The organism is Membranihabitans marinus, from assembly GCF_019802045.1.
In the GTDB taxonomy this organism is placed as follows: Bacteria; Bacteroidota; Bacteroidia; order Chitinophagales; family Saprospiraceae; genus Membranihabitans; species Membranihabitans marinus_A.
Genome location: NZ_JAHVHU010000006.1, coordinates 262,500 through 287,903, shown reverse-complemented (window position 1 = coordinate 287,903; position 25,404 = coordinate 262,500). Strand labels below are relative to the sequence as shown.

At 46.9% G+C, this 25,404-nt stretch carries 11 protein-coding genes; 3 read left to right on the top strand and 8 right to left on the bottom strand.

Features of this window, described 5'->3' with window-relative positions; all coding sequences use genetic code 11:
• Nucleotides 1-5: 5 nt before the first annotated feature.
• Nucleotides 6-3,779: a type IX secretion system sortase PorU gene (gene porU / locus KUV50_RS07110; RefSeq protein WP_222579411.1), complete on the bottom strand. Its 3,774-nt coding sequence runs from the start codon at nt 3,777-3,779 to the stop codon at nt 6-8.
• Entirely contained in the window at nt 3,776-6,271 is a 2,496-nt protein-coding gene (locus KUV50_RS07105) for a hypothetical protein (protein ID WP_222579410.1), read from the bottom strand. Before KUV50_RS07105 ends, porU begins: the two co-directional genes overlap by 4 nt.
• Nucleotides 6,272-6,402: 131 nt before the next feature.
• Here KUV50_RS07105 and KUV50_RS07100 point away from each other — a divergent pair, with 131 nt between their 5' ends.
• Complete coding sequence (locus KUV50_RS07100; RefSeq protein WP_222579409.1) at nt 6,403-7,896, top strand: SUMF1/EgtB/PvdO family nonheme iron enzyme; 1,494 nt, start codon at nt 6,403-6,405, stop codon at nt 7,894-7,896.
• A 119-nt stretch (nt 7,897-8,015) separates the two neighbouring features.
• Nucleotides 8,016-9,317: a UDP-N-acetylmuramoyl-tripeptide--D-alanyl-D-alanine ligase gene (gene murF, locus KUV50_RS07095; RefSeq protein WP_222579408.1), complete on the top strand. Its 1,302-nt coding sequence runs from the start codon at nt 8,016-8,018 to the stop codon at nt 9,315-9,317.
• A 1,037-nt stretch (nt 9,318-10,354) separates the two neighbouring features.
• On the opposite strand, the gene KUV50_RS07090 is transcribed toward murF, so the two are convergent.
• From KUV50_RS07090 to KUV50_RS07070, 5 genes are all read right to left on the bottom strand, one after another.
• Nucleotides 10,355-11,356 carry a T9SS type A sorting domain-containing protein gene (locus tag KUV50_RS07090; RefSeq protein ID WP_222579407.1) on the bottom strand — a complete coding sequence of 334 codons (1,002 nt, stop codon included), beginning with the start codon at nt 11,354-11,356 and terminating at the stop codon, nt 10,355-10,357.
• A 12-nt stretch (nt 11,357-11,368) separates the two neighbouring features.
• Nucleotides 11,369-13,780, bottom strand: a complete 2,412-nt coding sequence (locus KUV50_RS07085) for an Ig-like domain-containing protein (protein ID WP_222579406.1) — start codon at nt 13,778-13,780, stop codon at nt 11,369-11,371.
• Nucleotides 13,781-15,107: 1,327 nt separating this feature from the next.
• Nucleotides 15,108-16,142, bottom strand: a complete 1,035-nt coding sequence (locus tag KUV50_RS07080) for a T9SS type A sorting domain-containing protein (RefSeq protein ID WP_222579405.1) — start codon at nt 16,140-16,142, stop codon at nt 15,108-15,110.
• 11 nt (nt 16,143-16,153) lie between these two features.
• Nucleotides 16,154-19,642, bottom strand: a complete 3,489-nt coding sequence (locus tag KUV50_RS07075; RefSeq protein WP_222579404.1) for an Ig-like domain-containing protein — start codon at nt 19,640-19,642, stop codon at nt 16,154-16,156.
• Nucleotides 19,643-20,336: 694 nt separating this feature from the next.
• Nucleotides 20,337-21,272, bottom strand: coding sequence for a hypothetical protein (locus tag KUV50_RS07070; protein ID WP_222579403.1), 936 nt, complete (start codon nt 21,270-21,272; stop codon nt 20,337-20,339).
• 174 nt (nt 21,273-21,446) lie between these two features.
• On the opposite strand from KUV50_RS07070, the gene KUV50_RS07065 reads away from it, so the two are divergent.
• Nucleotides 21,447-23,243 carry an OmpA family protein gene (locus KUV50_RS07065; RefSeq protein WP_222579402.1) on the top strand — a complete coding sequence of 599 codons (1,797 nt, stop codon included), beginning with the start codon at nt 21,447-21,449 and terminating at the stop codon, nt 23,241-23,243.
• A 653-nt stretch (nt 23,244-23,896) separates the two neighbouring features.
• Here KUV50_RS07065 and KUV50_RS07060 read toward each other — a convergent pair.
• On the bottom strand, nt 23,897-25,162 hold the full coding sequence (locus tag KUV50_RS07060; protein ID WP_222579401.1) for a pyruvate dehydrogenase complex dihydrolipoamide acetyltransferase: 1,266 nt from the start codon (nt 25,160-25,162) through the stop codon (nt 23,897-23,899).
• Between the last annotated feature and the right edge of the window lie 242 nt (nt 25,163-25,404).

Sequence of the window (25,404 nt, the reverse complement as noted above, 5' to 3'; positions counted from 1 at the left end):
TACAATTAATTCAAGAGCAGAAGCTTTTGAAAGTCACTGTCCAATTGAGTGGGTTTATTGCCTGATTGTTCTACTATTTTGATTTTATAAATGTATACGCCATTGGCCAGTTTCTGAGCCCATTGATCTGTCCCGTCCCAATAAATACCACGAACCATTTGTCCGGTGGAATTTCGATTTTCTATAATTCGATGCACCAGCCGACCCGACGGTGTGAAAATATCGATGACGATCTTAAGATCCGCCCCGATCAATGGGTTCTCAAATTGAAATTCTGTGCGATCAAAAAACGGATTGGGGTAGTTCAACACATGCTCAATGGCCAACTCTTTCTTGTTGACATAGAATTCAACCGTTTTTTCTGATAAATTATTATAACTGTCCCATACTTTAATCGTCAGCGTATGTTTGCCCGGTTCCAGATTGTCCAGAGGAAATTCGACACTGCCCTTCGAGTAGGAATTCAGATCATATTTAAAATAGTTGTTGAGAACCGTTTCGGATTCCAACTGGTCATCGAGATAATAGATCAGATCATGGCCGATACCATTGCCGCTGACATTGATCCCGCTGGGATCTTCGATGTCCAGAAGCAATAATGCGTTGGGCTCGACCTCATCACCGCTCACAAAATTTTTATCACCCAAAAACACGTCGATGGCAGGACCCTGGTGGTCGTTCTCAATAGGTTGATCCGCCGATCCACCGATCAGAATGCTGTCTCCTGCGCCCCAGGCGTCCGAATTCATTCCGTCATCGGCGTACAAGCTCATTCGGCCAGGTCCGATCGTGTAATCAATATCCCGGGGTACGATGAATTCAAATTCAAACCGTCCCCGATCAACAGAAGCCCGACCTTTAAAAATGACATTTCGCCACACCTCAAAGCGTTCCGGGTAGTTGTCGTTCCCCTGGCCCAAGGTCTGCAGAGATTTCTTTTTGTCATAGAGCGTCGGAGCCAGTTCGCCATAGAAGTTGTCCTGAATTTGCCCCTGGCGGTTCTGAATATGACCGCTAACGGTAACTTTCTCCAGCGCACCCAACCGGATAGAATCTGCGGAGGCCGGATCTTTGCCGTTTATAGCGGTTATGACAGCTTCGTATTCCGGTATTCCGATTTTTAGTGCAGGATCTCCCAGGAGAGTGAATTTCCGCGAATTGATATCGAGGGTGTCGGACCGGTGTGCATTCTTGGCCAACCGGATCCATTCTCCCAATTCAGGTGGGGTGTCGATCCGTTCCATTAGTCGGTTAAACAATGATGTAGTCAGGCGGTCATTGCTGTTGGCATAGACCACCCGAGTGGTCGAAAATAAAGCAATGGCACCTTTGCCCGGCAGGACGAGTGAATACTCACCTGCCGTGACTTCGCGCGGGTCGTCATACCCGGCGAACGTACAGGTGGCTGTCACCAATACCGGGTATTTTTGGAAGTTGTTCCATTTTTCCAAATCGGCTTTGGCCAGGATCGCCTCATCAGCCCACCCTCTGGAGTTCCCGTGCCCCTGGTAGTTGATGATGAGTTGTCCTTCGTATGCGCTGTTGTTGATGATGGCATTTGTCTTTGGACTCAGTGTCCCGTTTGGTGTGATCTGTTTTTGCGTAGCATCTACGTAGGCTTTGTTAATCTGAAAAGGAGGCACGGTTTGTTCGATGTTGGCACTCAGGCGTTCGGTATAACCCAGGAATAAATTGTAGTTGCCGTCATCGGCAACCATAAGCATCTCTTTTCTCCACTCTCCATACCGACGCGGGTCTGTGTCATAAGCCAGTATTTTTTGGACCATAATCGCTGCTTCTGAAGCGGTCCGTACCGGGATGCGGCCGATGGAAATGTCAAGTGCTCCTTTGAGATCGCCACCCTCCCGGTCGTCGAGCAATGCATAGTAGTCGTCGGAAGGGAAAGCACGGATCGGATTGAGGGAGTTTTCAGTTTCAAAAACAGGAATAAAATTTTCATCCGCATAATTTGCATTTTTGGCGAGTTTGTAGTCAAAACTTCCATCTCCAAAAAGTAAAACGCGGATATCCTTGTTTCCGCGGTCGTACAACATCTTCAAAAAATTCCGAAGCGCGGAAGGATCTGTTTTCCCAGACGAAAACTCCTGATAGATATCCAGGATATTCACCATTTCCACTTTGAAACCATTGTGCTGCTGCCGGTGATTTGCAAGCTGCTGCACCTCCTGGCGGAATCGGGGGTGGTATACGATCAGATAATCTACAGACTGGATGCCATGAAGGTTTTGAGGGTCTACCTTTTTGATGCTGGATACTTTTGCAGCCTGTTTGGGGTTAAAAACCACGAAGTGCTGAGGTGTACCTATGACGGGATTCCCTCCTTCAAAAAAGAAAGATGAATTCTCATGCAGAGCCGGCACAACCGAGATCTCAAAAGGATTTGTGATCTGAAACGCCAACAGCCCCTGGCTGGCCTGCGTCACCTGGAAAGCTTCCGCACCGGAAAAGTCATGAAACTCCAATGGGACGTTCTCATATTTCAGAGGTTTGGTATATGCCAGTTCCAGGTAATCCAGCCACCCACGGCTGTTCCCTTGTTGGGTCTGATGTCGCAAGGAAAGATGAATCGGGTCCAGGGACAGGTTCTTCTGGAAGGTTGCTATCCGGGCGGCTACTCCATACCGGTCAGCCATTTGTACCGGTCCCACACTCTTGCTGTATTTCTGGTCACCAACCTCAAATGTTATCGTATTTTGAAAATCAGATCGCCCGGCAAAAGCTGCTGAAAATAAAACCTCCCGGTCCTGATCGATGGGAAGTGCTCCCACCATTGCGCTGTAATCCCGCGAGGTCGAACCGGTAAAAGCCTCTGTGTACCAGGTGCGTCCCGACCCCTGGATGATGCTTTCCAGGATGTTGTAATTGTCCTCTTCGTAGCGCCAGACATCAGCGCCTTTTGACACCGCTGCCGCTGGTTTTGCTGTTAGTGGTGGTGGTGGGTCTATTTGTCGACCGTTTTCTTCACCGTATCGCAGGTAATAATAGTTGGTGTCTGCATACACGTTGTGTTGAATGGTGAGAAACCCCGGTTCCTCGGATACCTCTTTCCGGTGACTCCCCACGGCATAAAACACCATTCCGTCTCCCTGTCGTGTCATTTCTCCGTCCAGATAATAAGGTACTTCCTGAAGGTCGTCGATTTTGGGATCGTCGACGCCATAGGGCAGGGGGCCGGGGTGTCCGGCGAACAGTTGGATCCGCTCCGGTGAAAAATTTTGGCTCGTCCACGCATCGGGTAGCTGCTCATAGTCAATGCGATATACCGTGCTTTCCAGTATAGGAAACCGGACAACCTGACCTTCTGAAAGGGCTGATTTGTTTGTGAAATCAACCCGGCGGGTCCGGATAGCGGGTTTACCAGGGATGATTGTAATTTTAAGCTGACCGGATTCAAGAACGGTCACATCACTGTGGCTGTTTTTTCGAATGGGGTAGAGATATATCGTTCCATACTGTTGGTCTTTTTCTGTCTCTGTATATGTGACGATTCGATAATCAGCAGAAAGATCACCAGGTGCCTGGTAATTGGCGAATCTTTTTTCCTGGCGGGCCACCAATTCAACCCGCAGGCTATCGCCTGAACCGATGGGTACTCTGCGAAATATAACCGGCAGGTTGCCAGAATCATGACCTTCATTCATCAGAACAAGTTGCTCTCCCCGGTTTTCCTTCCAAGTCAGGTCAATAGAAAGGGTGGATTGGCCATAAGCAAATCCGGCGGCAAACCCCATGATGGCAATGATGTAAAAAATTCTCATGGACTCAGCTTGATCTCAATATCATCGATTAAAAAATCCTGTTCTTTATAGTTCCAAAGGTAAAACTCTGTCTTCACCAAAGGCGGTTCGGGTTCCTGTAACGAAAATTGACCTTCCAGAGTATGCCATTTATCAGTATCTAACGATGTCAAATAGTGAATGTTATATGATTCATCATTCTGAGAATAGGTTTTGGCTACGACGGCCACATCGACAGGTGCTGCAGCTTTTAATCGGAAACGATATCCGAGCGCAGTTTTTCCTTTGAGCGCACTGCGGTGAAGCTGGAGAGTCGCACTGTATTCTGCGTTGGCGTCAAAAGATTCGGCTCGGTATCCGTCAAAAGAATCCCAGGGGGTGATTTGATCAGCCTGTACAAACCAAAAGGGACGGTTTGATTCATAATTCATCACATAATCTGCGGGTTCCCTTGAGGGTTCCTTTTCCTTGCTCGCCGGTTTGTTTTGGCCGGTGTTCAATACAAATACCATCAGGATGGGAATACCCGGTCCAAAGGCACTCAGGGGGAAAGTCTTCGTCGATATCATGAATATTACCATCAACAAAATCACCACCATGGTAACTCCAAAAAGGTGAAGTAATCCATCGGATCTAAATAGAAAAGTTGCCGTGTGCAGCCCAGGTTTTACCGCAATCTTCATCATTCCGGTATCGGTCGGGTGAACAGGGACGCGCTCCTGGTCGATGTAAGCAATCCAATCTTTGTGATAGTTTTGATTCAAGATCAGAAACTTTTCATACTGATTCAGAAATGACAACTCCCAGTGATGGTCGGAGTGGGAAAGGATGGTGATGTGCTCTTGAAGATGTGTATAAATTGGTGTGGCACTCCCGGTTGTGTCACGGCTAAGGTAGAACAAAGGGTAGCGTAGTTGTGCATTGTGATCCGGAGTGTCCATGTGCGTCGTCTGTCGGTCTGACCTCCACGGCCAGTAACCATCCTTGACCAGGGTCCTGGTAAGCGTTCCTATATTCCGTTGCCGATTTGGCCATGAGAAGTCACTATCCCTGAATTTGCCGACCGGTTGGTGAAGTTCGATGATCCCGTTCGATACACCAGCGGTGGCATGGGGTCGTTCAGTAGTAGTCCCTATCAGGTTTGGGGTGCTTAAATAGCTTTCCTGATTGATTCCCAGTTCTACCAAGATAAGTGAAGCTAAAGCGATCCATCGCCACCGTGGGAGACGGATAAAACATACGACAGATGCTATCAGGAGAAAAGAGACTGATTTCCAGAGGTCGGTTTGCTGTAGTCCAAATGGAAGTCCACTTGGATTCAAAAGCTTTAGAACGAGGGCTGTACCGACTGCGAGTCCCCCACTGATCAAGAAAAGGAATGGCAGTTTGCTTTGTGTGGTCGGTTTTACACTCTTGTCCAATCCCCTCAATCCCAGTACGATCAGAGCGCCGACGAAAAAAAATTTAAATCCGACAAGAGCTTCTGTTGTGATTACTGAAGTGCCGACCGTAGTAAACGATCGCAACAGAAGTAGCATCAGCGTCAATCCCAGAAAGATGAACGCTGCTAATCCGAGTCGACGATCAGTTCTCGTGGGGCGATGCATCCCGGTAAACACCGTCAGAATGATCAGAAGTATTCCGATATGCATCATGTGGTGTCCCGATTCTGCGCCAATCGGTAAATTTGCCTCCAACGCGGGTGTTTTTGGCAAGGCAAGACCGACCATATCCTGAAAAAAGTGAGATAATGTGGTGGGTGCTGGAATGAATTCGGCGGAATAATCGTACGTGCGCCACCGGATCAGATAGATTTTCCATACCAGGAAACCGGATAGCCCCGGAATACCGAGAGCATAAATTCGACGGTGCCTTCCCCTATTGTGATCGTGCGGTGACCACATCATCGTTTGAGCGAGTAGAAGTGTCCCGCCGGCCAGGACCAGACCCGGTGAGGTGGCAGTAGCAAACAGATAAAAACTCAATCCGAGAATCGCACCATAGCGGAATGTGCCTTTTCGCAAATAGCTCCTATGACTATAGAGTAGCACAGGCATCCATGCTGCAGTATTAATCACGTTAAGATCAGTACCGTGAGTTGTAAAAAAGCCGATGAGGGGATATATCAACCCGGCGAGAAAGACACTGTTTTTATTTTTAAGATAGCTTCCGGCCCATTTATAGAATCCCAATCCACTGACAAAAATCAAAAAAAGATGCAGAGTGTTCAAGGCGATACCGGGGGAGGAAAACAAGAGCGCTAATACTAAGTAGACCGGGTTCCAGTACACGGGGAATATCGAGGTGTTCAGGCCCTGGAGCTGGTACTTATTCCAAAGCGGGAATGTACCTTGTTGGAAGGCCTCCGCCATGTGCGAAAATGCAGAACAGATGAGGTCTGCCGTGCTTCCAGTCAATGTATACGTTCCAAAATAAAGCGGTCCGTACACTGCCAGAGTCAACATCCCCAGCGTCAATAAAAAAAGGTATGTAGGTCGGTGTCTGGTGCTCATTTCAGGATATAGATAATGCTTTTATGGCAAATAATATCGCTTGATAAAATAAGAATTCAAAAAAGCCGTTTTGAAAAGGACTGGAAAGAAATTAAATTTAGTTTACTTTTGAGCAAAAATTGAGATTTTACATGCGAACATATAGTTATATCGCTCTTACGGTAGCGTTTTTATTGGGCTTGGCTTCCTGTAAGAAGCAAGATGTTTCCTCCACCACAGGTTGGAAATACAACAGTGAAGAATGGGGTGGCTTTCAGAAGCTGGATTATGAAGGACAGATTACGGGACCCAACCTGGTATTGATCCCGGGCGGCACGTTTACCATGGGCAATCCCCAGGAAGATGTGATGTATCGCTGGGATGCGGTTCCACGTCGGGTGACGGTTTCTTCGTTTTATATGGATGAAACAGAGGTAGCGAATATTGATTATCGAGAATTTGTATACTGGAACAACCGGGTATTTGGAGAGCAATATCCGCAGCGGATCAAAGATATTCTGCCAGATACCATGGTATGGCGGGAAGAACTGGCTTACAACGAGCCCTATGTTGAAAATTATTTCCGGCATCCATCCTATGACGACTATCCGGTGGTTGGCGTATCCTGGGAGCAAGCGGTTGAGTATTGCAAATGGCGTACCGACCGGGTGAACGAGATGCTGTTGATCGAAAAAGGCATTCTCAATCCCAATCCGGATCAGAAAAATGCGGACAACTTCAATACAGAAGCCTACCTGGCGGGAAAATATGAAGGTTCTGTGAAGAAAAATTTGAAAGATCTTTCGACGGGTGGTGAACGTCCCGTTAATTATTCAGACGGTATTATGTTGCCCAGTTACCGGCTGCCCACGGAAGCGGAATGGGAATATGCCGCCTATGCGCTGGAAGGAAACCTCGAGTCAGAAGTCAACGATCTGATTACGGATCGCAAAATATATCCATGGAATGGAAATACGGTGCGCTACAAATGGCGCGGTAAATATCAAGGCGAATACATGGCGAACTTTAAACAAGGCGCTGGTAATTATATGGGTGTCGCCGGTCATCTGAATGACAAAGCTTCCATCCCCGGACCAACGGTCAGTTTTTATCCGAATGATTACGGCTTGTACAATATGGCCGGTAATGTGAGCGAATGGGTGGCTGATGTGTACCGTCCTATGCATAGTTTGACATTGAGAGATGCCGATAACCAGGATTTAAATCCATTTCGGGGGAACACATTTTCCACAGCTGTCAAAAACGACGACGGTTCACTAGCTGATAAAGATAGCCTGGGACGAATTCAGCGTCGGTTGATGACAGAAGAAGAAGTCGATAATGTGCAATCCATCTCCGTGGCTGATGCACGGAACTACAAGGATGGTGATGAAGATTCCGGTGCAGAATATATATATGGTGAGAACTCCTTGGTTTCGGACAGCACCCGTGTCATCAAAGGAGGTTCGTGGGCAGATCGACCATACTGGCTGAGTCCCGGAACAAGGCGGTACATGAATCAAGATATGTCAAGCCGGTCGGTGGGCTTCCGATGTGCCATGACCAGAAACGGACCGCCCAGCGGAAACGATGGTGATGGAGGGAATATGTTCAAAAAACGTAAGAAGTCAAAAAGAAGATATTGATTTTGGTGTACTGAAAAAAGTGCGTGCCGAGGCATATACCTTGCACGGTGTTTTTAAAATCATAAGAATTAGCACGAAAAGCTTCCATAGTTCATGGGAGCTTTTTTTATTTTAGAGCCATGAAAAAAGACCTTACTTTACTCGACCTTTTGCTGGAAAGCACAGGTGCAGACATTGACAGCCGGACCATTGAACCCGGTAACCTGTTTTTTGCATTGCCCGGTTCAAAGACCGATGGTTCCCGGTTTGCCTCGGACGCCCTTGAGAAGGGAGCCCGGGCAGTCATAGTGGCTCGGGACAGTGGGTTGGAAGGGGATGATTATTGGCTGGTGGAAGATGTGCTTCAGACCATGCAACAATTGGCCGGGGAATATCGTCGATGGCTGAATGTGCCGGTGTTGGCCATCACAGGAAGCAACGGTAAGACCACCAATAAGAATTTGCTGGCTGCTGCGTTGGGTACGAAGTATCAGGTTCATGCGACGGCCGGGAATTTTAATAACCATATTGGCTTACCACTGACCCTGCTCAATGCACCCAAAGAGACCGAATTTTTATTGTTGGAAATGGGAACCAATCACTTTGGGGAGATCGCCACGCTGTGCGAAATTGCCCAACCAAATTATGGGAGTATTCTCAATATTGGAAAATCCCACCTCGAGTTTTTACATTCAGTGGAGGGCGTCCTGAAAGCCAAAGCGGAGCTGGCTGATTACCTGAATCACCACGATGGTTATTTATTTCTCAACCTGGAGGAAGATAGTCTGGGTCCATTGAAGTCACATCCAGTTCAAAAGATTCGTTTTGATCGGAATCATCTTCCCGAAACGGATTACGTTGTGGAGATGGAGAAATTTTCAGGGGGCATCGAGCTTCGGTTGAAGTCGAAGAATGTAGACAAGACATTGACGTTAAAATCTTCTTTATGGGGTGGGCACAATGTCCAGAATCTGATTCATGCCCTTGCTGTGAGCAGCTACTTTAAAACAGACCTGGCCTCGGTGGTGGAGGCGCTTGCTGGTTATGTGCCCAAAAACAACCGGTCTCAAATACTGACCTGGAAAGGACACCGGGTTTATCTGGATGCATACAATGCCAATCCGACAAGTATGCGTCATTCTATTTCATTCTTTCGAGAAGAATACCCACACCAAGGGGTTCTTATATTAGGTGACATGGGGGAGTTGGGTGCTGCGACCCTTGAAGAGCATCAAAGTATTTTGGAATTGATCGATGCGTTGGGATTTGAGCAAGTGTGGCTGGTGGGGGAGTATTTTAGGATGGCCGCCGGGAAGGAATACCCTCATTTCAATTTTTGCCCGGAGGTGGAATTTGTGGATGAAAGAGCTATTCAAAAAGGGGATCCCATTTTGATCAAAGGATCCCGATCGATGGAGCTGGAACGATTGGTAGGGGGGTGAACTCCGGCAGCTGATCGACGACGAACGACTGCAAGCAACACACCACTGACCGTCGACAGATAAAGTTTTAAATATATCAGGAGTTGGTTATCTGCACTCCTATGTGAATTTTCTGCACAAAAAGTACACGGTCAGTGGTTCTACGGTCTTCCCCTTTTTCGGTTCTTCATTTCATGCCTGCAAAAATTGCTGTTTAATTCTGCATACTATCCAAGGAAGGAGTGAAAATATTTCATTGGTCTGCGACCCGTAGCCGGGTCGTTATTTGGAAAAGATCCAGCAGCTAATAAAATGAGACTTCCCTGAGGTCTTCCGTTGGCCGTCTCCGAAGTTATGCTGTTTGAAAAGTTATGAATGTCCGGGCTTTACAATCCTCCCGGCTCCAAGCTTCCACCGGCTTGCAAATCCCACACTCTGGAGGCACCTGTCGGACCCGATCGCGGGAAACATTATTTTAGCCTGGAATCTATGTCAAATATTTCATTGGTCTGCGACCCGTAGCCGGGTCGTTATTTGGAAAAGATCCAGCAGCTAATAAAATGAGACCTCCCTGAGGTCTTCCGTTGGCCGTCTTCGAAGTTATGCTGTTTGATAAGTATTGTGAGATGATACAATAGGATTTTAGTCTAAGCACCGATCGGAATTGACCTGGTTAGGGGCACAGGTAATTCGTTAGCCTGGATGGCAAATTATGTTCAGGCAAGGTCCATTTCGATGAATTTGGGAAATTTATGACAGGGCGTATGGGCGTGGATGTCCGGGCTTTACAATCCTCCCGGCTTCAAGCTTCCACCGGCTTGCAAATCCCACACTCTGGAGGCACCTGTCGGAATTAACCCGGTTAGGGGTCACAGGTTTAAGCTACTACTCTCCCACACAGGCGACGCTGCAAGTTCCTTCCATGGTCTTGGTGGAAGGCACCTTTGAGCGTGCCTTACACCTGGTCTGCTACACAGGTGTAAGGTACTACCTGCCTGCACAGGCGAGGCTGCAAGTTCCTTCCACCAGCGCAACCGCCCACGGTCTGCTGCCTGTGGTCATTTCACCACCACTCTTTTCTCGTTCACCCCATTAACCTGGACCGAATAAATGCCCTGCGCGAGGTTGCCCGAGGAAATGGTGATGGAGGATTGAGGCTGGCCATAGACTTTATCCACGACAATCTGGCCGAGCATATTGTATAATTGTACCGTGCTGATTTTTTGACCTTGAATGGTGATTTCGGAACCGGGGGCCACCGGATTCGGGAATACATTCAAGCGACTGTCTGCACCCAGGGTGACCAAGCGTACCAGACTGTAATCAAAGGAACCGTTGTAATCCACTTGTTTCAGTCGGTAGTAATTTTTGCCGGATCCGGGCTGCTCATCCGTGAATGCATAGCCGATGACTTGGCTGGAGGTCCCGGCGCCTTTTACTTCACCGATGGTGGTGTAATTCCGTCCGTCTGCCGATCGCTGTACTTCGAAATGGCTGTTGTTCAATTCCGTGGCGGTCTCCCAGTCCAGATCGACCATGTCCTGATGAGCGGAAGCGGAAAAGCTGAGGAGTTCGATCGGGAGGATGCCCGAAACAGCGACCGATGTGGTGCTGTTATTGTTTTCGATCTTGTCGTTCTCCAGCGGTGGGCCATCGAAAAACAAGGTGGATGAGATAGTTCTCGAATCTTGTTCTGTAGCGCCTTTGATAAGTATAATTACCTCGTTGCATTCTCCAGAGGGAATGGAGCCTATATTTTTAAGCAAAATATCAACACCATCGTTACTTATAATAGACCACATGGCAGTACTTTCAGAATCCAGTCCCACGATCTCCGTGGATACAGCGGGAACAGATACCTGAGGGTTTAATCTTTCTGCTGGAATGTGAATTTCAGGATTACCAAAATTGCAGATTTGAACACTAAGATGACCAACCTCTCCAACCTTTATGGTAGCTGGTGTCATCACAATATTAATATTGACTTCCTGCGCCTTGGATATCGCTTGGAGTGACACGCATAACAAAATGAAGCACAAGTTTTTTATAGAACATTTCATATATCAAGTATTTTAATTCTGAGTTATTTTAACAATGGCTGAATTGTTCGAAGAGTTTTTTTCTCCACCTGACCCTGCTACTATAGTTGTTGTAATGTTTTGCGAAGTATTTACAGGCGTATCCTCTTTGGAAGTTATGGTAAGGCCTAATATACTTTTGCTATTTCCCGGAATGGTTATCTCTGGTTTGGAGGTGAACGTTATAAAACCTGAATTTTCCGAAATGTCCCATTTGCCATTTTCATTGGCTATATTGCCAAATACATCGGAAGTGCCACTATTCGGTTCATAGGAAATTGTAAAAGCGGTTAATTTATTGATCCGTACTTTGATGGGACCCTCTGTCGGGGTATTATTTACCTCAAATATATTGACAATAAAGTCCTTTGGCGTAGAATATTGATCGAAGTTCAATCCCTTGATTCTTATCGTCGGAGTCAAATCCGGCACCGCCTGCTCCACCATCACATGTACCGTCGCCTGTGCACAGACCGATCCGTCATTGGTTCGGCAGGTGGTGTAGGTAAAGGTATGCGCACCGGAAAATCCGGCGGCGGGGGTAAAGGTGTAGCTTCCATCTGCAGACAGGACAAAGGTGCCTACGCCGGGTTCCGTGAAGTTTTGCGCGGTAACGGTTTGCGGTTCACCTTGCGGGTCTACATCGTTTGTGCTGACATTCCCGGTCATTGGCTCGCCATACGGTGTACGACCATAGTCGTCGGTAGCATCGGTCCAAGGGTCGACTCCATCCGGATTGACGGTAAAGTACTGCCAGGCCGTGCCACAGTTCGCAGGCGTTCCCTGGTCACAAATCTGATACTCCAATGAATCACGGCCTGTAAAACCAGGCTCCGGGGTGTATGTAATTTCTCCGGTGGTGGTATTGATCGAAGTCGTTCCATTATTTGGGGGTGTGACTATACTTATGCTGCTGGTATCCAGCGGTATGTTTTCGTTGCCCGGTCCGTCATTAGCTACGCTGTTGATCACGATCGGGGTGCCCTGTGGGCCACTTCCAAAGTCAGGATTTACGACCGGTGGATTGCTGGTGCTGTTGCCGTCCAACACGGTGATCTGCAGGGTGCGGGAGGTGATCGTTCCATTAACGGTGATGGGAACATCGTACCGGTATACGCCCGGGCTGCTTGTGGTAAAATCGTAGCTGCCATTAGCATTCAGATGTAATGCCCCTTCCGTGGGATTACTTTCACGTGGACTTGCCGGACCATAATGGGCCGGACCGATGGGTTGGTCATTAGTAGATACATCTCCTAGGACCGGAACATCGACCCAGGTGGTTTTGATATCTGGGTTGAGAATCCCCAGGCCGATGATGTTTTCCGAGCAAAAGGATTTTAAGGCCATCCCAAATATTTTAGTAGTGCCGATTTCAGTATCCGTTTGTGCCATGGTTATCTGAACTTCGTCAAAATCCCTGGTGGTAATAAATCCAACGGTTTGCCGATTAGGTTCGGTTTCTGTGGTCGAAGGGATGGACAGTAAATTTTCACCCGAGGCCTTTTCCTGTTGAGTCCCCGCCAGGTAGGTCGTGATGGTCAGATATTGCAACAATTGGGCACCCGGAAAGTCCGGATTGTCAATATCCATCCCGGCAAAACTCCCCTCTGGATAAGTCGAGACCTGATCCCGGATGGAAAAATGCCCCGTAGCGCTGCCCAAACCGACGGGCATTTCGATAGCGGCGTAACTTTGGGTATCGTTATCAACGGCATCGTGGGGTCTAGATACAGCCCCTAGATTCACGCCGGAAAAACCGGTGCGATCGGATTCTACGATGACTGCAAATTCCGGGTTCGCTAAGGTGGTATAGGTGCTGCAGGCCAACGATGAACCCGGGCCAAATTTCTTTACTTCGGCGTAGTAAACATCCAGCGAGCCCATAGCTCCTTCAAAAGTTACCCGAATCCGATCAAAATCTATGGAGGTATAAAATCCGATTTTTTCCTTTGGTCCCGGGAGCCCGAAGGCCAGCAAATTTCCGCCTCGGATAGATTCTGAAACGGTGCCGTCAGATACCGTAATCAAAATCCGTGCTGCAATACTAAACTCCGATTCCACCACAAACCCCGCCCAACTGCCTGCAGGAGCCACTTCATTAAACTGAACTTCAAGCCAGTCCCTCGACCCTAAGTTGGCATTCATGGAGGCAGCAGCACCAGGCTGTGCTGCGATGTTTTCCAAATTGGAAACACAGCCATTAAACAAACTGCAGCTGACATCACTGGAGTTCAAAACCGGATTCAGTCCATTAACCGTGGTGATCGGCGTGTATTGATTCGGCACCAAGTTGCTTGTTTGAGCAATTGTTTTCGAACCACAGTACAGGCTTATAAGCCCCATGAGCGCCACTATGGAATACATGCGTTGCAGGTTGAACTGCACGCCATATTGTATGGATATCATAGACGTTTTTCTTTCCCTATTGAGCGTAACCTCAATGTGATTTTAATTATAGTTTCTGTTTCGATAGTGGGGGAGCCAATCTGATGCTTGCACCAGGATGAAGCTCGAATGGCTTCAATTTGAGAAGGCAAAGCTATATATTGGTTTGGCTATAATCAAACGTTCAATTAAAATAAGCTGTAAAAAAGGAAAAACCCAATTATATTTTGAATCGTAACCCTCAGTACTGGTGCGGTTGCTGTGGGATAGCCGATGGTGGGATAATTTATTTGTTAAATTTATTATGAAATGAATTACGCGGTAAAAGTACTAATTTGACTCATTTGGCGTTCCTTTATGTGTGTATTATTTTCTATTTAAATATATTAATTGTCAATTTAAATAGATCTTAGATTCGATATAATTGTAAATAAATTGTGGTAGGTTAATCACGGTTGGCGAGGGGGGCGTATTCTTGATTAACTGCTCGCTTCCCTTTTTCTGCACCAGAAGTTAGCGGTCTGCGGTCTTGCCCCGTTGTGGTTTTTAATTTTATGTCTGGAAAGATTGCTATATTTAATTCTGTATACAATCTACACAAAGGATGGAAATGATTCATTGGTCTGCGACCCGTAGCCGGGTCGTTATTTGGAAAAGATCCAGCAGCTAATAAAACGAGACCTCCCTGAGGTCTTCCGTTGGCCGTCTCCGAAGTTATGCTGTTTGAAAAGTTATGAATGTCCGGGCTTTACAATCCTCCCGGCTCCAAGCTTCCACCGGCTTGCAAATCCCACACTCTGAAGGGACCGATTGGAATTGACCCGGTTAGGGGGCACAGGTATAAGGCACTTTTCTCCCGCACAGGCGGCAATGCAAGTCCCACCACCTTATTGGTTCTGGTTCGTCTAGGTTAGGTTTAGGATTTTTGGGATTGGGGAAGCTTGGAATCGGCTTGTGAGAGAGGAAGATTTCCGAGCCCCCCCTGATCTTGCAGATTTTCGCAGAACCTGCGCAGCATATAGCGGTATTTGCTATCACACCAAACCACAGGCTTAGTATTATCTGTGTTGATCTGTGTAATCTGCGGGGAAAAAAATAATGATACGGGCTTTGATCTTTGTGCTCTAGCTTTCTTCCACAAACGGGCTCGGTAAACCCGCAGACGCACGTCCTTGCGCACGGGCTTGCCGATCCCTTGGTGGAGGGCACCTTCGAGCGTGGCTTACACCTGGTTCGTTCTATAGGTGTCAGGTACTGCCCTCCCGCACAAGCGGCGCTGCAAGTTCCTTCCACCAGCTTCAAGTTCCTTCCACCAAAAAGCGGCGGTCCACGGTCGTCGGTCCCTCCGTCACTTCACCACTACTCTTTTTTCATCCACGCCATTTACTCTGGTGGTATAGATGCCCTGCGCGAGATTACCTGAGGAAATAGTGATGGAAGATTGGGGGTGGTCGTAGACTTTGTCCACGACGATCTGACCGAGCATATTGTAGATTTTGACAGTGCGGATTTTTTGGCCCTGGATGGTGATTTCGGAACCGGGAGCCACCGGGTTCGGGAATACGCTCAAGCGACTGTCTGCACCCAGGGTGACCATGCGTACCGGACTGTAATCAAACGAACCGTTATAATCCACCTGCTTTAGCCGGTAGTAGTTTTTGCCGGGTGTGGGCTGCTCATCCGTGAAGGCATAATCGAGGACCTGGCTGGATGTGCCGGCGCCCCGGACTTCACCGATGGTGGTGTAGTTCCGTCCATCTGGGGATCGCTGCACCTCAAAATGGCTGTTGTTCAACTCCGTCGCCGTCTCCCAATCCAGGTCGACCTCATCTTTATGGGCAAAAGCGGTGAAGCTGAGGAGTTCGATAGGGAGTATGCCTTCAACTGTACCTTCATTTGATGGATCATCATTTCCTGCGTTTGTGCTTGAATATGCTCCCGGAACTCCATTAGCTTGATAACGTACAATAGAACCATCTGTAGCTGTTTCAGGTACAGTTCCACAAACATTAAACCATGAATAATTTGCGAAGGGGATGGTAGAATTTTGTACAAAGTGGATTTGGACATTTGGATCTTCTGGCACGGTTACAGTGAAAAAATTTTCGTCGAGATAAACATCAGAAGAGTTGATAAACTCTACTGTTCGATTAATTAAATTTTGTGTTGATACATTTATCTCAAACGGAGCATTTGGCATAGGAGGATAATTTAAATCATTTCCAACAGCACCCATTTTAAGCACAAAACAAACAGTTTCATTCCTTTTAAAAGGTGTTCCTGTGCCGTCTGATTGACTGTAAATAGGTTCTCCTTGTACATCAGGATCTTGCGAAAAAGCTAAAATTGGAATAAAAAATAATAAAAGACTATAGAGTTTCATGTGATATAATTTTAAGGATTATAGGTGCTCGTTTCTTGATCTGTGTTATTCGATGTGTTTATTTCTCCTCCTGATCCTGGGGCAAGTGTTGTAGTGAAAATATATTTACCTGATCCTGAGCCATTAAAGGTTGCAGGAACTTGAAATTCAACGATTCCAAAACCGGGGATTATCTGTGTGTAATCAAAACGATGGAAAGGACCTTGTTGGCCTATATATGTCCATCCATTGATCACGTCATTTTGATTTATATTTAAGGTCCAAGTTGAACTTTGAGAAATAAGTACAGAAGTTGTTCCTTCTGATGCTGCATTCTCAAACTCTAAAACTCTAATTGTAATGTTGAATGATTGATTACTAGAGAAGATAGATGGATTAATAATGATATTTGGAACCAAGTCTGGTACCCCTGCTTCCACCATCACATGCACCGTCGCCTGTGCACAGATCGATCCGTCGTTGGTACGGCAGGTGGTGTAGGTGAAGGCGTGGGCGCCGGAGAATCCGTCGGCGGGGGTGAAGGTGTAGCTTCCATCTGCAGTCAGGACAAAGGTGCCTACGCCGGGTTCTGTGATGTTTTGTGCGTTGACGGTTTGCGGTTCACCCTGCGGGTCTACGTCGTTCGTGCTGACATTGCCAGTCACTGGCTCGCCATACGGTGTACGACCATAGTCGTCGGTAGCATCGGTCCAGGGATCGACGCCATCCGGATTGACGGTGAAGTATTGCCAGGCCGTGCCACAGTTGGCAGGTGTTCCCTGGTCACAGATCCGGTATTCCAGAGAATCTCTTCCTGTAAAACCAGGCTCCGGGGTGTAGGTTATTACTCCGGTGGTGGTATTGATCGAAGTCGATCCATTATTTGGAGTCGTGATGATGCTTACGCTGCTGGTATCCAGCGGTATGTTGTCGTTGCCCGGTCCGTCGTTGGCCACGCTATTGATCACAATAGGATCGCCTTGCGGACCACTTCCAAAGTCTGGGTTAACCACTGGTGGATTCGATGTGCTGTTCCCGTCTAATACGGTGATCTGCAGAGTGCGGGAGGTGGTCGTTCCACCTCCCATGATGGGAATGTCGTACCGGTAAACCCCCGGACTGCTTGCCGTAAAATCATAACTACCATCAATGCTTAGGTTTAAGGACCCCCCTGAGGGGTTACCGCTTTGTGGGCTCGCTGAACCATAGCTGGCCGATCCGTTGGGTTGATCATTGGTCGATACATCGCCCACCACAGGCAGATTAATCCAGGTGGCATTAAAGTCGGGATTGAAGGTGCCGATGTTGCACGTGTAAGCACCCCCGTCATTGACATAACGAAGGTCCGCAAAGGCGCTGTAGACATGCGCATGATTGAGCACGTTCGCTACGCCGGCAAAAGATATTTGGACCTCATCAAATGGCAATGTCGTCATGAAACTTGGTTGGAATTCGGCACCGGGGATGGTAATTATTCCCAGCAGGTCCAGGTTCAACAGATCATCACCGGTACCTGTTTCCTGTGGTGTCCCATCCAGATAGGTGGTGATGGTCAGCGATTCAAACAAATTTAGCTGTGACAGCGAGCTTTCGTTGCTGATCACAAAACCAGCAATTGCTCCTGCCGGATAGGTATTCGTGGCATCAACAACAGAAATCGATGCGGATCCGGCTACATTGGCAATCACCTCCACATCAGCAAAGTCATCCGGATTGTCGTTGGCTACATTCCAGGGGTTTTCGATTTTACTCGCACCGACGACCCCGGATGTTCCTGTTCGTTCCGAATTGATGTACACGGGCAGATTGTCTTTCCCTCCGATGAGGAAGTTCGTTTCGTTACAACTTAAGGTTCCGGCGCAGGTCGTGGTAAAGAGCGCATGGTAAATGCGGATGGTTCCCAGGTTAACCTGAGCGTTTTGATTAAAAGTGATTTTTACTTCGTCAAAGGTTTGATTGGCTATAATTCCTACGGGTTGTCGGCTGAATCCACCTTGCAATATCGTCGAGGTCACACCGGCCAGCAGGGCATCGCCGCTGCCCGTCTGGACAGAGACACCATCATTAAATAGTTCTATGGTCGTCGAACCCAACACATCCACGTCGAGCAACGGCTGAAGTCCCAACTCAAAACCGACAAAGGTGTTGGCGTCGTACTCGTCCAGGGCATTGGCGACGGAAAGGCTGATGTCTGTGAGCGCACCCACGGCAAAATCCACCGTCGCATAACTGCTCATGTCGTTATCGATCACATTTTCTGTATTGTTGATGGAACACGCGGCGCACACACCGATATCTACCCCCGTATTGGCTCCGTTGATGTACACCGGGAATTCCGGGTTGGTGCCCGGGGTGAGCGTATTGCAATCGGCGATGGTGCCCGGACAAAATTCTTTCACGACCATCCCATAGATCCGGGTGGTGCGGAGATCGAGGCCTGTTTGAGCCATGGTGACCCGAACTTCATCGAAGTCCTTAGTGGTTTTAAATCCGACCGTTTGGCGGCCGGTTCCCGATAGTAGTGATGATGGAACGGAAAGCAAGTTGCTCCCCGATATGGCTTCTTGTGACTGGCCGTCCAGATAAGTTGTAATGGTAAGACTTCCCAGCAAGTTTAAACCCAGGAGAGCGGGGTTGTCCAGGTCTATCCCGGCAAAGGCGCCCGCTGAAAAGGTTGTGGCTCGATCCTGAATCGAAAAATTGGCTGTAGACAGAACCCCTAGCGGCATAGTAATCGATGCCGAAGTGTTGGGATCGTCGTCAACAGCATTTTCGCGATTGGTGATAGTCCCCACATTGACTCCTCCTGTAAACCCCGTCCGATCCCGCTGTACAATTACCGGATACTCCGGACTGGTCAACGTGGTGTTGGTGTTGCAAGCTGGTTGTGGTCCCGCCATAAATTTCTTGACTTCGGCGTAATATACGGTGACATTATTTAGTAAACCTGCTGCAGAAACCGTTAGTCGAATCTTATCAAATTTTTGAGATGTGTAGAATCCAACTCGGGATTGACCCGACAGTACACCAAGTGTTAGTAGTGATCCGGCTGATACTGTTTCCTGTGCGACGTCGTCTAAATAGGTGGTCACTGTAGTATTGCCCAATAGTTCAAGGAGTCCACTGTTTCCTACCACAAATCCCGCATAACTACCCGCAGGATATTCCTCTCCGGTGGTCGCATTGGCGTCCTCTACTTCAATCCAGGCTGTTCCGCCTATAAGATAATCCCATGTTGCATTATTGGTGATCGTAGGATCTATGACATTTCCTTCACTTGAAAAATCATCAGTGCATATGTCAGGAAGTATTGGAACTGAATTAGGTAGACAAGTTTCACTTGATTTGACCGTCACGCCCCCAACAATATTTGTCGTCAGTGGCGTAAACTCATTCGGAGTCAAATTGCTTTGCTGGGCGCTTACTTTGGACCAGCTACCCAGGGTTAAGAATCCCCCCAGTACAAGTGAGAACACAAAGCGCAGCCGACAACACAGCATCGTACATAGAATTTTATTCATGGTTATGCAATTTTATACCCATATAGAACACAAAGTCCATTGGGTTTCCAATAAATTAAAATTTCTTTTGGTTAGCGGAGATAGTGCTGAAAAGCCATACGTTCCATATGACGATAGAGTGTATGGGTGTTAGATGTAAAGCAAATATAAGAAAAGGTTCAATATTAGGCAAGTGTGATGTATAGTTGCTTACGTAAATCAATGCAATATATAATTTTACAGAGGTTGTAATCGCCTGCTGGCCTAACGAATAGCATGTTCTCGAATATTAAAGTTAAAATTTTCTATAGAGCTTGTAATATTGAAAAATACATTAATATGAGATATAAAGGTCTATATATCTTTATGTTTTGTCGATAATGAATTTAACAGTATAGGTTATGCGAGCATAAAATGCTGCTATCTGATGCAGTGGGAGTATTTGCACATTTGGTAGCTCTGATTTTTTTAGTACAAATATGATTAATATATATATAAAATTAGCTGATATACATATAGTAGAATGTGTTTAAATTTATTATGACATGGTTATTTTCAATCATAGAGAAGTTGTACTATGGGGCAGGTGTGGTATGAATCAATTCGTCTAGTTGTTAGGGTGTAATATTAATGGAGTTTTTGATGTGACTTCATATTTGATGTGTATTTTCATATTTACATAAATATGTATAAATCATAAGTTGTATGATCATATTTATGCAATATCATACCATTCTAAAATGCGGTGCGGGATGTCCTCGTTCGCGGTAGCCTGGTATTCGTCGTAAGAGGTGGTGATCCACTGATGATGCGCAAGTTCCGGAGCCAGTTTAAAGGGGATTTTGTGAAACCACTGGTTGGTCAGCCGATCTTTGCAAAATTGCAGATTGCCGGACATCATGGACGATTCAATGGTGAAATCCTGTCGACGGTCTTCGGGGATCGGCCAAATCTGTGGTTTGGTGGCGGCTGCGTATTGATAGTACCACAGGATTTGCACCACGCTGTTCAGGGTCAACTGGTGAGGGTCGCGGTGGGGATGGTCCAATCCGTACAGCACCAAAAATTGGTTTTTGTGGCTTTGACCGGCCATGTAGGCGAGTTGATTGGCTTCTTCGGTAGTCAGACCACTGGGGTTGTTTCCGGATTGGGCCGGTGCATCCGCCCATCGAAGCGCATTGAGATTGATAAATAGTATGGTACTGTCTGCCAGGTGGGGGCGTGCTCGGGCGATATCCTGGTGCAGGGCACCCAGTCGCAGGTCATGTGGCAAGGCATTAATTTCCCCCGTCAGATGGAGTTGCTCCGCTAAAAAATTTTTTATTAGGATGTTTTCTTTGGTATTTTCCGTAAAATAAGTAAATTGAGGGTCTCTAGCTGCTGATTCCCCAATATATGAAACGGAGATTTTGTGATCTTGCAACGTCAATGCCTGGCTGATCATACGTAAGGCGCCTTTACCAGAGGTGAATAATGTATGCCTGGCGTTTTGTTCCTGGAAGCGACGATATACTTCGGTTTGATCGAAAAGCGCCTCCAGGTCAATATGGTGTTTTTGATGTTGTGCAGCATAAATTTCGAACAATGGATCGAAATGTTGATCGATCTGCTGCGTCAATGACTTTGAAAGTGCGAAGGTGTGAATAATCATAATTAAACCTAAATGTGAATTTGATTCCAAACTTAAATCTGTGAAGGTGGCTTTAATCTTCCGGATTTTATACATTATTTCCATTAAAATAATGTTATACTAGAAAAATAAAGTATTTTCATTTTGTGAATTAGTATCTTTGCTTGCAATCCGAAAAATATAAAATCTAATCCTATGACACGTATCCTACAAATTTTCTTTGGAACCCTGGCAATTTTGCTATTGGGACCGAGTATCATCTCGGCTCAAAATACCAAAACGACAGATTTGGAACCGGGAAATTACGGTTTTGCCGATAATCAGACCAAAAATCCAGAAATTAATGCACAGTGGAAAAAAGGAGATTATCCCTATCCGGCCCGACCGAAGGACATGTGGGAGCTGGGTGTCAATATCGGTCATTCCTTTGTCTCCGGGGACGTGGAAACGGAATTGCCGGCCAGTCTAGGCGTTGGGATCCATGTGCGTAAAGCGGTCAACTACCTGTTTTCAGTGCGGGCCGGAATTAACTACTACTCTGCCCGTGGACTGGATGCACGACCGACATCCTTGAGCGTTTTCAAACGGGAGAAAACATACAGCCAGAATAATCTGGGTGCCCGACTGGGAGACGTCAGAACCATTCACCGGAATTATAAAACCAAAATATGGGGTGGAAGCATCGAAGGGGTGCTCAATATAGGCAACCTCCTATTCCACAGCCCCGAACCCAAATGGGGACTAAACATGGCACTGGGACTTGGTATTAATGCGCCGCAGACGACGATTAATATTTTTGATGGAAACAGCAATTACAATTGGTCGAGTGCGACGCAAGGACTGGATATGAGTAAGAAGGAAGACCGGAAGACAGCCCGTCAGAACCTCCGGGATATGCTCGATGATTCCTGGGAAACCGATGGCGGTGAAGAAAATACCATACGTGCCTTGGGCGATGATAAAACGATCTATCCTACGCTAAAAGGTGGTTTTGGGGTGACCCGTAAGATTAACGATCGATTTAACATTGGTCTGCAACACGAAATAGTGTTTGCGGATAACGATCTGCTCGATGGATTTGAATACCGGACCGCTGTCGATCGGTCTGCCAATATAGATATGTTGCATTATACGAGCGTGACCATCAATTTCAACCTGGGATCCTTTAATAATCGGACACAACCCCTTTATTGGGTCAATCCGATGGCACCGGTGATGATGGATCTGGCGGAGGTCAAATCACGACCTGAACTGGACCTGACAGATACCGACGGCGACGGCGTGATTGATATGCTGGATCAGGAGCCGGATACACCAGTGGGTGCGCCGGTCGATGTGCGCGGGGTTGCATTGGACAGTGACCAGGATGGTGTGCCGGATTATATGGACAAAGAGCCGTTCTCCAAGCCTGGGTTTGATGTGGATGCCGATGGCGTAGCCATTGTTCCGGATCAAGGGTATCTGACTGAAGATGAAATCAACACGTTGGTCAACAATAAAATGTCCAACCTGCGAATGGACTGGTGGTTGCCGATGATCCATTTTGATCTCAATAAATATTACGTAAAACCAGCCTACTATGGCGCCTTGTTGCAAGTAGCCACGGTGATGAAAAATCAACCGGATCTCAAAGTGGTGGTTCAAGGATATACCGATAATCGCGGAAGTGCTGATTACAACCGGGTACTGTCTTATAATCGGTCAAAAGCAGTGGTGGATTATCTGGTCGATCGATATGATATCGCCCGCGAACGCCTGATTATTCAATACGGTGGCGAGAAAAATGAATTGGTACCTGAGCTGCAAGACAACTATGCACTCGATAAACGCGAGGAAATGCAGCAATACCTGAACCGTCGAGTGGAGTTTTATGTAGCACGACCCGGTGATGAACCCATGGAAAAACCAGAAGGACCGGAAGCCGGTGAAGGTACGCCGGGATCATCCAGATCAGGAACGAAGTACAGCGGAAATAAAAATTCCGGTTACTAGTATATAAAAATTATTTGAAGCTTCTGAAAAGGCAGGTCGGGATTCCCGATCTGCCTTTTTTACTTTGGGAAAAGAGTAAGGGGAAAGGAGAACAATAACTTAACCCGAAAAAGTCAAACGTCTTCAAAATAGGGGTATGTAATAAACCCAATTTTGAAATTTAAGCAATTGATGCACTGTATGGTGCATCAGAATAGATCGACGTGGTGCATACAGCGGATTAACCTTCTGCCTCTATAATGGTGGAGGTGTGGTGGATAAGTTGCCGGGGCTCGCTCCATAGCATAGCCCCCGATGAAAGTGGGCGAATGGATAGATAGAAATAATTTGAAAGCTGTAGGCTCGAACGATAACATTAGATCTACAGTTACAACCTTATGTTTTTTGTAGAAATAGTTGGATGGGTATGGGCTTGTGCACACCAAACCATTCAAATTTATTCGGTGATTTTGGTACTGCCCTGAGGTATGACTTCTTGCTTTTTCTAGCCTCCTGTGTATCCAAATAAAAACGGGGCCCAAGGCCCCGTAATTTGTTAGACTTCAATCAAATGGATGAACTAAAGTTTTCTTTCTTTTTATAGGTGGAGTAGGTAGAACAACAATAGTGCATGTGCTTGTACTAATAACCTCCTCTCGTATTAGGCTATTCCACTACCGCAGCATCTTCATGGGATGCTCCAGATAGGAACGAAGGGTCTGGATAAACTGTGCACCCACGGCCCCGTCTACCACGCGGTGGTCGCAGCTGAGCGTGACCTTCATCGTATTTCCGATCACGATTTCGCCATCTTTTACCACAGGTTTTGTGTTAATAGTTCCTACGGCCAGGATGCAGGCATCCGGTGGATTAATAATCGCAGTAAACTCATCCACGCCAAACATACCGAGGTTGGAAATGGTGAATGTGTTGCCCTGCATTTCATCCGGTTGCAGTTTTTTATTTCTGGCTTTCCCGGCTAATTCTACGATTTCAGATTTTATCTGGGACAATGACTTAAAGTCTGCGTTGTGTATGACGGGTACCAGCAATCCTTCGTCTACAGCAACGGCGACCCCAATATTGATGTCTCCGTGCTGAACGATTTTGTCTCCTTCCCAGGAACTGTTCACGAACGGATGTTTTCGAAGTGCCATCGCTACCGCTTTGATGACCAGGTCATTGAAAGATATTTTTTGTTGTTCATCGTCGCTATTCAAAGATTTTCGGGCTGCAATGGCGGCATCCATGTCAATCTCTGCAGTAATATAGAAATGGGGTGAGGTGAACTTACTTTCACCCAATCGTTTACCGATAACTTTCCGCATTTGAGAAACCGGAATCACGCGGTCTTCACCGGCTGATATCTGAATGGATGAAGCTGCCGCTGGTTGTTGAACGCCAGATTCAATCGCTTTTTCGATGTCTTTTTTGACAATCCGTCCTCCATCTCCGCTTCCACTGACAGACCGAAGATCAATGCCTTCGTCTTTAGCCATTTTTTTGGCAAGTGGAGAAGCTTTTATCCGGTCGTCATCACCGCTGTCGGACGGCTCACTCGTTTTTGTGGAACCTGTTTTTTCTGATGAACTTTCTTTGTCATCGGATGGCGCATCCTGATCCGACTCCGCTTCTTCCTCCTTGTCTTCTTTTTGATCTTCCTGCTCCGCTTTGGCTTCGTCGAGTACAGCCTGATAATCCTCGCCTTCGTCACCCAATACAGCGATGACCGAATCTACTGGTACAGGGCCTTCTTTGACAGCAATGTGTAAAAGTGTGCCTTCCTGATAGCTTTCCAGTTCCATGGTGGCCTTGTCTGTTTCCACCTCCGCGAGTAAATCACCCGGTTCAATTGCGTCTCCTTCTTTCTTAAGCCATCCGACGATCACTCCTTCTTCCATCGTGTCGCTCAATCGAGGCATTCGAATTACTTCAGCCATATTTTTTACTTATTTATTAGTGTTTACAGTGTTTACGTTCTTTTTTGTTGAGGCGTTGTTTAACATCCAACCTCCAGCCTCCAGCCTCCAACTTCCAGTTTCGGACTAAATACACTGGGCTTTACAATCCGTTCTCCCGGGTACTTTATCAAGTCCTCGGCATTCATGGGCTTGCAAATCCCTTATGTCCAGCATCCATCCTCCCATCGTTTTCTCTAACAAAAGCGCTGCCAGATTGTTAA

What these genes read in the sequence shown, in the direction of transcription:
- porU (WP_222579411.1), bottom strand. Translation starts at nt 3,779, where the DNA reads ATGAGAATTTTTTACATCATTGCCATCATGGGGTTTGCCGCCGGATTT.
- KUV50_RS07105 (WP_222579410.1), bottom strand. Translation starts at nt 6,271, where the DNA reads ATGAGCACCAGACACCGACCTACATACCTTTTTTTATTGACGCTGGGG.
- KUV50_RS07100 (WP_222579409.1), top strand. Translation starts at nt 6,403, where the DNA reads ATGCGAACATATAGTTATATCGCTCTTACGGTAGCGTTTTTATTGGGC.
- murF (WP_222579408.1), top strand. Translation starts at nt 8,016, where the DNA reads ATGAAAAAAGACCTTACTTTACTCGACCTTTTGCTGGAAAGCACAGGT.
- KUV50_RS07090 (WP_222579407.1), bottom strand. Translation starts at nt 11,356, where the DNA reads ATGAAATGTTCTATAAAAAACTTGTGCTTCATTTTGTTATGCGTGTCA.
- KUV50_RS07085 (WP_222579406.1), bottom strand. Translation starts at nt 13,780, where the DNA reads ATGATATCCATACAATATGGCGTGCAGTTCAACCTGCAACGCATGTAT.
- KUV50_RS07080 (WP_222579405.1), bottom strand. Translation starts at nt 16,142, where the DNA reads ATGAAACTCTATAGTCTTTTATTATTTTTTATTCCAATTTTAGCTTTT.
- KUV50_RS07075 (WP_222579404.1), bottom strand. Translation starts at nt 19,642, where the DNA reads ATGAATAAAATTCTATGTACGATGCTGTGTTGTCGGCTGCGCTTTGTG.
- KUV50_RS07070 (WP_222579403.1), bottom strand. Translation starts at nt 21,272, where the DNA reads ATGATTATTCACACCTTCGCACTTTCAAAGTCATTGACGCAGCAGATC.
- KUV50_RS07065 (WP_222579402.1), top strand. Translation starts at nt 21,447, where the DNA reads ATGACACGTATCCTACAAATTTTCTTTGGAACCCTGGCAATTTTGCTA.
- KUV50_RS07060 (WP_222579401.1), bottom strand. Translation starts at nt 25,162, where the DNA reads ATGGCTGAAGTAATTCGAATGCCTCGATTGAGCGACACGATGGAAGAA.